This window comes from Neisseria sp. P0014.S009 (assembly GCF_051958155.1).
GTDB lineage: Bacteria > Pseudomonadota > Gammaproteobacteria > Burkholderiales > Neisseriaceae > Neisseria > Neisseria flavescens_C.
Genome location: NZ_JBQCVS010000021.1, coordinates 17,463 through 27,842 on the forward strand (window position 1 = coordinate 17,463; position 10,380 = coordinate 27,842).

Consider the following 10,380-nt stretch of genomic DNA (forward strand, 5'->3'; position numbering starts at 1 on the left):
TCAGCCTTCCTTCTCAATGGTTTCCAGCACCTTACGCAACAGCGGGCCGTATTCGTATTTACCCGGGCAGACGAAGCTGCACAAAGCGAGGTCTTCTTCGTCCAATTCCAAGCAACCCAGTGCCTGAGCGCTGTCGGTATCGCCGACGATTAAATCGCGCAAGAGCAGGGTAGGCAGGATATCCAAGGGCATTACGCGCTCGTAAGTGCCGATCGGTACCATGGCGCGGTCGCCGCCGTTGACGGCTGTGTTGAACTTGAAGAGTTTGTTTTTCAGGAAATGGCCGAGGGTTGTGCGCGTGATGGAGTATTTGTCCGGTTGTGGCGCAACCCAGCCGAACAGCTCTTTGCTGCGGCCTTCTTCGATAACGGAAATCTGATTGTGGTAGCGGCCGAGGTAATCGTGCGCGCCTTGTGCAATCGCGCCGTTCAATACCGAGCCGGAAATCACGCGGTTGTCTGCGTCAACCAATTCGCCCGCAGTAATTTGCGATACTTTCGCACCCAAAACGGTACGCAAGAGGCGGGGTTTGTTGACTTGAGAACCACCCAAGGCAATTACGCGCTCGGTGTTCAGACGGCCTGTTGCAAACAAACGGCCAATGGCAATCACATCTTGATAATTGATGGTCCAAACAGTTTTGTTTGCACCGACTGGCTCGATGAAATGAATGTGCGTGCCACTCAAACCGGCAGGATGCGGGCCGTCAAATTCATGTGTTTCGATGTTGGCAGCATTTTCAGACGGCACGTCTGCGCCGGCTGCTTTACACACATGGATTTTACGCTCGGTCAGGCGGCTCAATACCAACAGGCCGCGTTTGAAGTCTTCGGCGGCTTCTTTTATGATGACTGTAGGATCGGCAGCCAGCGGATTGGTGTCCATCGCATTGACGAAGATGGCGAACGGCTCGGCATCGACGGCAGGAATTTTGCTGAACGGACGGGTGCGCAGCGCAGTCCACAAACCGGATTGGATCAGGTTGCGGCGCACTTCTTCGCTGCTCAATTTTGCCAGCGCTTCAGGTGCGTAGCGTTCGAACTCGATTTCGTCGTTGCCTTCAACGGCAATCACGACTGACTGAAGTACGCGCTTTTCGCCACGGTGAATCGCGGCGATTTTGCCTGAAGCCGGAGCGGTAAATACTACGCCCGGATTCTTTTTGTCTTCAAACAGCACTTGGCCTTTTTTGACGGCTTCGCCTTCCTTGATTTTCATCGAGGGGCGCATGCCGACATATTCTTCGCCAAGCAACGCGACTTCGGTAATGGCCGGGCCGTCATAAATGACTTGCTCCGGTCTGCCTGCGATAGGCAGGTCTAAGCCTTTTTTTATCTTAATCATAAGGATGCGTTACTTTTTGGTGGGTTGAGATTCGGATGTCGGATTGTTTTTTCAGACGGCATGTAATGCTTTGAAACAAAGGGTGGGCCGTCTGAAAAAAGCAGAGGTTTGCTATAAAAACAACGAATAAACGCAAACAACAAAGCTTTAGATTTTATCAGGTATAGGCTGTTTTATGTCAGTTTTACGCTTATTTTTACGGGAAAAGTGGGAAAAAAGTAGGAATATGTAATCGAGTGTTAAGAGAAATAATTTTTAACTGATTGATATTTAAACGCTATGTTTGATGATATAGCTGAAAATAAAAGGCCGTCTGAATTTCAGACGGCCTCTAAGTTTAAAAGAGCTGCCAAACGAAGAAAATCATCGTATGCAGGGCAAACAGCGGTACCAATACAATTACCGACCATGCCATGTAGCCGAAGAAGGAAGGCATCGGTACGCCGCGTTGTTCGGCAATGGCTTTTACCATGAAGTTCGGCGCATTACCGATATAAGTGAGCGCGCCCATAAATACGGAACCCATGGATACTGCCAGCAATGAATGGAACAGGTGGCCTGTCATCAAGGCTTGGGCATCGCCACCGGCCATATTGAAGAACACCAAATAAGTCGGCGCGTTATCCAAGAATGCCGACAAAATGCCGCTCATCCAGAAATACATCACATTAATCGGATTGCCTGCCGAGTCGTGAACCAGAGAAACAACGGAAGCCAATGCACCTGTTTCGCCAGCTTTCAAAATCGCCAAGACGGGGGAAATGGTAATGAAAATACCCAAAAACAGTTTGCCCACTTCGGCAATCGGCTCGAAGTTGAACTCATTGCCTGCGCGTACCTGTTTGGGCGTAATAATCCAAGATACGGCGGTCAAAGCCAGCAAAATGCCATCGCGCATCAGGTTTTGCAAAGCGTAATGGCTGCCCAAGATTTCAAAGCCCGGATGATTTGGTTTCCACAAGCCGGACAATAAAACCGCGCCGACAACACCGGCCAGTAACAGGAAATTCCATTTGCCGTAGATTTTGACTTTTTCTTCTTTATCGGAAGGAGCGGGAGCAAGGTGCTCGCTTTGTTCGCGGTTGAAGTGTTGGCTGTCGATGATGTAGAAAACGGCTAGCAAAATCACAGAACTGATTAATACAGGCATCAGCATGTGTTTGACCGTCCACATGAAATCTACGCCTTTCAGGAATCCTAAGAACAGCGGAGGATCGCCTAAAGGAGTCAGACCGCCGCCGATATTTGCTACCAAGAAAATGAAGAAAATCACGATGTGAACGCGGTAGTGGCGTTTATGGTTGGCTTTCAAAAGCGGACGAATCATCAACATCGCCGCGCCTGTTGTCCCCATGATGGAAGACAAAGCCGTGCCGACTGCCAACAGGGTTGTATTCAATTTAGGTGAGCCGTGCAAATCGCCGCTGACAAAAATACCGCCTGAAATGGTATAGAGCGCTAAAAGCAGCAGGATAAAGGGGATATATTCTTCAACCAACGCATGGGCAACGGTATGTATGCCGGCTCCGAAACCAAAGGTGATGATAAACGGCGTTAAAAACAGCAGCGTCCAAAACGCTGTAATTTTGCCGAAGTGGTGGTGCCAAATATGGGAGAAAAACAGAGGTCCGAGTGCAATGGACAAGAGAATCAGTGCAAACGGCAGACCCCAAAGCAGGCTTGCGGATGAGCCGTCAAAATCGGATGCCGCAGCAGGAAAGGCGGCAAGAAGCAGTAAAAATGAGAGAGAGCGCATAGTATTTCCTTTTTATTCTGTTGCACCGTTAGAAACTTCGTTGAGAAAGCACGGCGGTGAAATATTCAGGCCGTCTGAAAATATCCAGACGAACTGCGCGGTGGTGTCAGGGGAAAGTATAACGCAAAGCAAGTGTTAAGGGATGGTTTAGAATATTGGAATCAAAAGAAATGTTGATGCAAATAAAGAAATAAAAGCGATGGGCGTAGTTGGAAGTAGTAAAAAAATGTTTTTGAAACAGGAGTTTGAAATTTCGGAAATAATGCTATCGAAAAAATACTTTGAATTAATTTTAGCTAAAATTTACATTTAATTGAATAAATGGAGGCCGTCTGAAAAATGAGGGTCGAATAGGGTGTTTTAGGTATTACTGATTGTTTTGACAGATAAATTGGGTATGAAAACAAAAACAGGTAAGCAAAAATGCCCACCTGTTTTATTTTATGCCTCCGGCCGTAACCACATCCACACTGCTACGCAGCTACAGAAGACTGATGATACGGCACCAATCCACCAGCGTTCTGGAAATTGCCAAAACATAAACAGGCAAGAAAGAGCCATCATGCCGATAGCGAAGAACTTTGCCTTGCGTGGCACGGCGCCGTTGTTTTCCCAGTTTTGTATGATCGGACCGAAATGGTGGTGATGATACAGCCAATTGTGAAAGCGCGGCGAGGCTTTTGCCCAGCAGGCGGCGGTCAATAAAATGAAAGGCGTAGTCGGCAGTAATGGCAGGAAAATGCCGATAATGCCCAAGACGAGTGACAATGCGCCGCAAAAAATCAATAAATAGCGAACCATCTTCCCATCACCAATTATTTGTTTTCAGATGGCTTGTGATGCGGAAATGGACAACGCGGAATGTCTAATTTATCCCAGCCCTCATGCCCCATTTTTTCCAGCAGCGCGATATTGCGGTCAAAAATTGCCGAGGCATCGGGAAATGCTTCAGCCGCTTTGGCAATACTGTCTTCACGAATCAGATGCAAGGTCGGGTAGGGTGAGCGATTGGTGTAGTTGCTGATGTCGTTGGCTTCCGTGCCTTCAAATTGAAAATCAGGATGGAACGGCGCAATTTGGACAATCCCTTCCAATTCGTTTTCTACAACCGCATCATCCGCAATTTCCAGCATTTGGTTGAAGGTTTCAAAATCAGGGAACAACGTCGGATGAACCAGTAAAGTGGTTTCCAATTCCGAAGCAGGCGTATTGCCCAGAAGCTGCAATTCACGATCCAAATCTTCAAGAAAACCGTCCAAATGATGGGCTTCGCTGACAACGATGCGAACTAGGTTTTTAACGTGCGGCGCTTTGGCAAACGGGCAGAGATTCAGTCCAATAACGGCTTTTTCCAGCCATTGTTTGGTATGTTCTGAAACAGTATTGGTATCAAGATGGGCGGTGTCAGTCATAGTAAAAGCTTATGTGAATTATTCTTAAAAAGTATACAAGTGTATGGACGTGAAAGCAAACCATTGGAATTTAAAAGGCCGTCTGAACAACAGACGGCCTTTATCAGTTTCAAATCATCAATCCTGAACCAAATGAACCAAAGGCAGAGCGGTCGTGTTTTTAATTTCTTTCAACACAAAACTCGATTGCGCATCTTGCACGCCGTGGTGCGAAAGCAGCGTGTCCAAAACAAAATGGGAAAACGCGTTCATATCGGTAAAAAAGGCATGGAGCAGATAGTCGGTTTCACCCGTTAAAGCAAAGCAGCTCAATACTTCAGGCCAAGCGCGGACAGATTCGGAAAAATCCTCACGCGCATCTTTTGCCTTGCTAATCGATACACGGATAAAAGCCTGCAAGCCCAAGCCCAAAGATACGGGAGAAAGCTGGGCCGCGTATTTTTGAATAATGCCCGCATCTTCAAGCTGTTTGAGACGGCGCAGACAGGGAGAAGGGGAGAGCGCCACCTTTTCAGAAAGCTCAACATTGCTCAACCGCCCGTTTTCCTGCAAAACCTGCAGAATCTTTAAATCTGTTTTATCTAAATTCAGATGAGGCATGATGTTTCTCCCAATGTAGGCAATGTATGTTTTAAAAATGAAAAATGCTTAAAAATAAAGACTTGTATGGTTAAATTATATATTGAGTTCAGATGGGCGACAAATTGTCTTATCAGGAGTGTTGCGAATTTGTTTTATGTAGTTGTGAAAAGATGAAGGCCGTCTGAAACTAATCAAGATAAAAGTTTTATGTCATATTAGGATTGGATATAAAGAGGCCGTCTGAAAATGATTTCAGACGGCATTTATTTTCGTAATGTGATGATTCAGGCTCTTAATGACCTTGTTTTGGAGAGTTTTGTTCTTTTGATTTGTTCGTTTTCCGCGTTTGTATTTGGCTTTGTTTGGGGGTTTTCTTCGCAATGTATTTTTGTGTTTTGGGAAATAAGCTTACAAGCTTTGTTTGCAGGATACGGGAAGGAAGTGTGTATCCATGGTGCCACCGCAAGACCAAATTGTTGTACCTTTAGTACTACCTGTTTTTGCAAAACTTGGTGTCAAGTGGATTTCGGTATTCTTCACAGGAACAGCGGCTTGATTACCGATGGCGGCAACAATAGTGCCATTATCTTCAATACGGACAATCTTTACATAGTTACCGACTTTATTGTCGTCTGAAGCGAGTTGCTTGATATTGAGGTCAAGCGGCAAGCTGCCTTTATCCGCATAGGCTTCTTCGACGTAGCTTTTCATACTGCCTGCCAGCATAATGCCTTCTGCTACTTGTGCTCTGGCAACATAGTTTTGGTATGCGGGAAGAGCTGCTACTGCCAAAATGCCGATGATGCCGATAACAATCATCAACTCAATCAGGCTAAAGCCGGTTTGGGCGTTGCGTAGTTTTTTCATTTTTTGAGTATGTCGTTTTCTTATTTTTATTTTATAAAGCAAATCCCATAATTATTATGGGATTTGCTTTGAGTCGAATATCTTTTGTTAGATATTTAAATTAGATTAGCTAGCTTATTTTTTCGCAGCTGGGCGGCAAGAAGAAGGTAAGAATTTTGTATCTACACCTTTGGTTTTTCCTGGAGTACAAGTCCAAGTGAAGGAGCCTTTGGAGTTTGCTGCTTTATTAGTAATTTCGGGCGATAGAGAAATAGTTGCATTTTGGATATCTTTATTTACATCTTTATCTTTCATTGTTGCTGTCAGAACACCATCAGCTACATTAACTTTAGCAACGTATTTACCTTTAATATCAGTAGCCGCTGCAATACCTGCCGCTTTATTGTCTTTAGGCCAGTCACCTTTATCTGCATAGTATTCGACAATAGCAGACTTTTGACCTTCCATCAAAGTGATGGCTTCAGAAACTTGGGCACGTGCAGTGTAGTCTTGGTATGCAGGCAGGGCGATAACTGCCAAGATGCCGATAATCGCGATGACGATCATCAATTCGATCAGGGTAAAACCTTTTTGGATTGCTTTCATTGATTAAAACTCCAGTTTGAAAGTGTGAATAATTATGTTTAATTTAAGTAAAAAGTCCGTAATGTGCTTGGCACTATGTATTATGAGTAAACCATAAAGTAAGAAGGAATATACAGCTTCCGTCGGGCTTGCTGCTTTGAGGCTTGGGCCTTATCGGACGTGTTGTTTCAAGCAGTCTGTGTGCCAAGTGCGCAAAATTGATTAAAAAATTTATTTTTTATTTTTTGTTTATTGTTTTTATTGGGTTTATTTTTTAATTTTTAAGTTTTATGAGGTTTTGTTTGAAAGTTTCAGGATTTTAAGGAAATAGGGGGTTGACGTTTTTTGTCAGTTTTGTGTTTTTTGTGACAGGAAAGGGAGATAAGTTTGGGTGTGTGACGTTTTTTGTCAGAAATTAAGCTTGTTTAATAATATGTTAATTGATTTAGATGGGCGGTATCTTTATGGATTAATCGGTAAGTTTAATATTTTTTTATTTTATTTTTTTGTTTTTTTGTTTTTTATAGGTTTTATTTTGTATGCGTATTTTGTTTGAATACGGATAAGGAGAAAATTTGGAAGGAAGGATTTTTAAAGAGGGTTTGGTGTAATAGATGAATGAAAATTTGTTATTGGAATTATATTCATTTGAGTTATGATTTTGGAATGTAGTTTTATGTCAGAAGGAAGTTTTGGTTCGCATTTTAAGGCTTTGGATTTCTTGAGTGTTTTAGAAGGGTATATTCAGGATGTTTATATGTTTGGATGTGATTAGGGTGAGCAAAAATGCTCACCCTATGTTTTTAAGATGTTCAGACAGCCTTTATGGGGTCAAGACTTCGATCAATGCCTGTTTTAGGGTGTTTTGGGTTTGCGGGTCTTGGAGGGATGGGCTGTAGGTGATGAAGCTGTCCTCAATGCGCTGATCCAAGGTGGTGATTTTGGCGTAGCGCAGACTGATGTTGTGTGCGAAGAAGGTCTCGGCGATGTCGGCGAGGAGATGGGGGCGGTTGACGGCGGTGATGTCTATGGTGTGCCAGCCGGGATAATCTTCTTCGGGGGTGATGATTACGGTAGGCGGAATAGGAATATGGCGGATGCGGCGGCTGATGTGCGGGCGGCCGCTTTGTTTTTGGACGGTGGTATTGCCGTGGATGAAGCTGTTGAGTTCGGCTTCGAGTGCGCTTTGGCGGTCGGGATATTCTTCGGGCGGGAGATTGTCGGGAAGTTGCAGGATAAAGGTGTCGAGGATGTAGTCGTGCTCGGTAATGAAGGCGCGGGCGGCTTGGATGTCGAAACGGTGGCTGCTGAAGATGCGGCAGAGGCGTGCGAAGAGGCGGTCGCCATTGGGCATGAACACCATGACTTGAAGGCTGTTGCTTTGGGGAAGGATACGGCTGCGGACGGCCGGACTTTGGGTGTCGTAGGCGAGGTTTGCGGTGTGCCAGAGGATTTCCCGTGTCTGATGGCGGACGTAGTATGCGCTGCCGAGGATGCGGCGGAGTTTTTGTTGGTTTTTGAGGGGAACGGCCGCACGCGTGAGTTGGTCGGCCACGGCTTGTTCGCGTCGGTTGGGGAGGCGTTCGGGATCGTGTTTTTTGCTGTTTAAAACGGCGGCGGTGCTGTGGTAGAGGGTTTGGAGCAGGCTGGCGCGCCATGTGTTCCAAAGTTTTGGGTTGGTGCCGCGGATGTCGGCAATGGTAAGCAGGTAGAGTGCGTCGAGGTATTCACGTGTGGGAATACGGCGGCAGAAGGCTTGGAGGACGTGCGGGTCTTGGATGTCTTCTTTTTGGGCAACGGTAGACATGAGCAGGTGGTTTTCAACCAGCCATGCGAGGAGGTGGCTTTCTTCTTCGGTGTAGTAGTGGTCGGCGGCGAATTGTTGGGCGTCTTTGATGCCTTCTTTGGCGTGATCGCCGCCGCGGCCTTTGGCGATGTCGTGCAACAGGGCGGCGGTGTAGAGGATGTGCGGTCGTGGGTAGGCCTGCATGATGGCGCTGGCCTCGGGCATTTCGTGGCTGTGGGTTTCGATGGCGAGACGGCGCATATTGCGGACGACGGTCAGGATGTGGTCGTCTACGGGGTAAATATGGAAGAGGTCGTGTTGGAGCAGGCCGGTGATTTTTTCCCATGCGGGGAGATAGCGGCCAAGTACGCCGTAGAGGTTGAGAAAACGGAGAGTTTGGGTAAGGCCGGTGCCGTGTTTGAAGAATTGGATGAAGCGGCGGCGGTTTTCTGGATTTTGGGTAAAACGGGTGTTGATTTTTCGTGTGGCCGCCCACCATGCACGGAGGGTTTGCGGCTCGATGGTGGTGATGTTTTGCTCCTGCATGGTTTGGATGATGGTGAAGATGTGTTCGGGATTTTGTTCAAACAGGGCAAGATCGTTGGCGGCGATTTGGTGGCCGATACGTTTGTAGTGGCTGTCGATGGGGTGGATATGTTGGGGACGGCTGGAGGTTTGATGGTTTTTGAGAACCGGAATAAGAATGCCGTTGAGTTGTTTGATGGCTTTGGTGGCGCGGTAGAAGGTATGCATCAGGGCTTCGCTTCTGCCGCGGATGTCGGGTTGGGTATAGCCTAAGCTTTCGGCGACTTGGGACTGGTAGTCGAAAAGCAGCCTGTCTTCGGGGCGGTCGGCGGTAAGGTGGAGGTGAATGCGGATATTGGCGAGACGGCGGTAGCCATGGGCCAGCATGCCGGCTTCGGTGCGTGTAAGGACACCGGCGGTAACGAGGGCGGTGGGGTTGCTGTCTATGCCTTGTGCTTTGGCTGTCCAGATAAGGGTGTGGATGTCGCGCAGGCCGCCGGGGCAGGTTTTGATGTTGGGTTCGAGTTGTGCACCTGTGCCTTGGGATTTGGTATGGCGTTGCTCCATTTCGAGGAGTTTGGCTTCGATAAAGGCGGCTGTGTCGCGGCGTGTGTTGAGTTTGTTTAGAAGTTGGGCGGTAAGGTTGGCATTGCCTTGGAGATGGCGTGCTTCAAGAAAGGCAGTTTCGCCGGTAATGTCGTTTTGGGTGCTTTGGAGGATTTCTTCTATGCTGCCGCTTTTGATGGCCGGATTGAGGCGTGCGTCCCAAAGGGTTTGGATAAATTGGGCGGTTTGTTGTTGCAGGCCGTCTGAAAATGGAACCGAGGAAATAATCGCTAAATCCCAGTCGGAATGGGGATAGAGTTCGCAACGCCCAAAGCCGCCGATGGCAATCAGACTGATGTCGTTGCTGTCGGGAAAGTGGATTTGCCAGAGGGTTTGCAGCAGGATTTCGGCAGCGGCGATATGGTCGCGGAAGTAAGCGGTAGGGCGGTTGTTTTGGCGGTAGGTAGTTTCTGCTGCGGCTTTTTGCTGCTGGTAGGTTTGGATGGCTTGTTGAGCGGCGGTCATGATGGTACCTGGTTGTGAATTAGGCTTGGGTATCGGCAGGCTCGGTCATTTGGCGGAGCATTTCTTGCGGCGGAAGGAGCAGTTTGTAAGGGGCGATTTTAAGTGCGGATGCGATTTTTTCGATGTTGGAAAGAGCGATGTTCCAGCGTTTGCGCTCGACGGCGGAGACGTAGGTACGGTCAAGTCCGCATTGGCGTGCCAGTTCTTCTTGCGACCAGCCGTGATTAACGCGATAGAGGCGCATGTTGTAAGCGATAACGGCTCGGAGGTCTTGCGGATCGGGCAGGCTTGGAGGGGGAGTGAGTTTGTTGACCATGGTGTTTTGGGTTTGTGGTTTGAACGATAAGGGGATTTTATACTATTTTTGTGAGGGGAAAGGAAAGGCCGTCTGAATGTTTTCAGACGGCCTGAGACCTTTGCAAAATTCCTTTTCCTCCGACAGCCGAAATCCAAACACAGGTTTTCGTCTATTT

The 10,380-nt window shown here is 47.3% G+C and carries 9 protein-coding genes; all 9 read right to left on the reverse strand.

The window, feature by feature from the left end:
* The 9 genes from ACTHS4_RS11005 to ACTHS4_RS11045 all read right to left on the reverse strand — a co-directional run bounded on the left by ACTHS4_RS11005 (position 1) and on the right by ACTHS4_RS11045 (position 10,223).
* Positions 1–1,344, reverse strand: a complete 1,344-nt coding sequence (locus tag ACTHS4_RS11005; protein WP_070826437.1) for a Na(+)-translocating NADH-quinone reductase subunit A — start codon at positions 1,342–1,344, stop codon at positions 1–3.
* 337 nt (positions 1,345–1,681) lie between these two features.
* Positions 1,682–3,100, reverse strand: a complete 1,419-nt coding sequence (locus ACTHS4_RS11010; RefSeq protein ID WP_070826438.1) for a sodium:proton antiporter — start codon at positions 3,098–3,100, stop codon at positions 1,682–1,684.
* 441 nt (positions 3,101–3,541) lie between these two features.
* Positions 3,542–3,901, reverse strand: a complete 360-nt coding sequence (locus tag ACTHS4_RS11015; RefSeq protein ID WP_070826439.1) for a YbaN family protein — start codon at positions 3,899–3,901, stop codon at positions 3,542–3,544.
* 14 nt (positions 3,902–3,915) lie between these two features.
* Positions 3,916–4,512: a DUF1415 domain-containing protein gene (locus ACTHS4_RS11020; RefSeq protein WP_440365939.1), complete on the reverse strand. Its 597-nt coding sequence runs from the start codon at positions 4,510–4,512 to the stop codon at positions 3,916–3,918.
* Positions 4,513–4,629: 117 nt separating this feature from the next.
* Positions 4,630–5,112: an Lrp/AsnC family transcriptional regulator gene (locus ACTHS4_RS11025; RefSeq protein WP_003684427.1), complete on the reverse strand. Its 483-nt coding sequence runs from the start codon at positions 5,110–5,112 to the stop codon at positions 4,630–4,632.
* 390 nt (positions 5,113–5,502) lie between these two features.
* Complete coding sequence (locus tag ACTHS4_RS11030) at positions 5,503–5,961, reverse strand: pilin (RefSeq protein WP_150540648.1); 459 nt, start codon at positions 5,959–5,961, stop codon at positions 5,503–5,505.
* A gap of 114 nt (positions 5,962–6,075) precedes the next feature.
* Positions 6,076–6,546: a pilin gene (locus ACTHS4_RS11035; RefSeq protein ID WP_150540649.1), complete on the reverse strand. Its 471-nt coding sequence runs from the start codon at positions 6,544–6,546 to the stop codon at positions 6,076–6,078.
* 802 nt (positions 6,547–7,348) lie between these two features.
* Positions 7,349–9,907 (reverse strand): [protein-PII] uridylyltransferase, encoded by a 2,559-nt coding sequence (gene glnD / locus ACTHS4_RS11040; protein ID WP_440365940.1) that lies wholly within the window; start codon positions 9,905–9,907, stop codon positions 7,349–7,351.
* Positions 9,908–9,926: 19 nt separating this feature from the next.
* Complete coding sequence (locus tag ACTHS4_RS11045; protein WP_003680870.1) at positions 9,927–10,223, reverse strand: helix-turn-helix domain-containing protein; 297 nt, start codon at positions 10,221–10,223, stop codon at positions 9,927–9,929.
* Positions 10,224–10,380: the final 157 nt, after the last annotated feature.

Coding starts and splice junctions, on each gene's coding strand:
- ACTHS4_RS11010 (WP_070826438.1), bottom strand. CDS start 3,100: ATGCGCTCTCTCTCATTTTTACTGCTTCTTGCCGCCTTTCCTGCTGCG.
- ACTHS4_RS11030 (WP_150540648.1), bottom strand. CDS start 5,961: ATGAAAAAACTACGCAACGCCCAAACCGGCTTTAGCCTGATTGAGTTG.
- ACTHS4_RS11015 (WP_070826439.1), bottom strand. CDS start 3,901: ATGGTTCGCTATTTATTGATTTTTTGCGGCGCATTGTCACTCGTCTTG.
- ACTHS4_RS11005 (WP_070826437.1), bottom strand. CDS start 1,344: ATGATTAAGATAAAAAAAGGCTTAGACCTGCCTATCGCAGGCAGACCG.
- ACTHS4_RS11025 (WP_003684427.1), bottom strand. CDS start 5,112: ATGCCTCATCTGAATTTAGATAAAACAGATTTAAAGATTCTGCAGGTT.
- ACTHS4_RS11035 (WP_150540649.1), bottom strand. CDS start 6,546: ATGAAAGCAATCCAAAAAGGTTTTACCCTGATCGAATTGATGATCGTC.
- ACTHS4_RS11045 (WP_003680870.1), bottom strand. CDS start 10,223: ATGGTCAACAAACTCACTCCCCCTCCAAGCCTGCCCGATCCGCAAGAC.
- glnD (WP_440365940.1), bottom strand. CDS start 9,907: ATGACCGCCGCTCAACAAGCCATCCAAACCTACCAGCAGCAAAAAGCC.
- ACTHS4_RS11020 (WP_440365939.1), bottom strand. CDS start 4,512: ATGACTGACACCGCCCATCTTGATACCAATACTGTTTCAGAACATACC.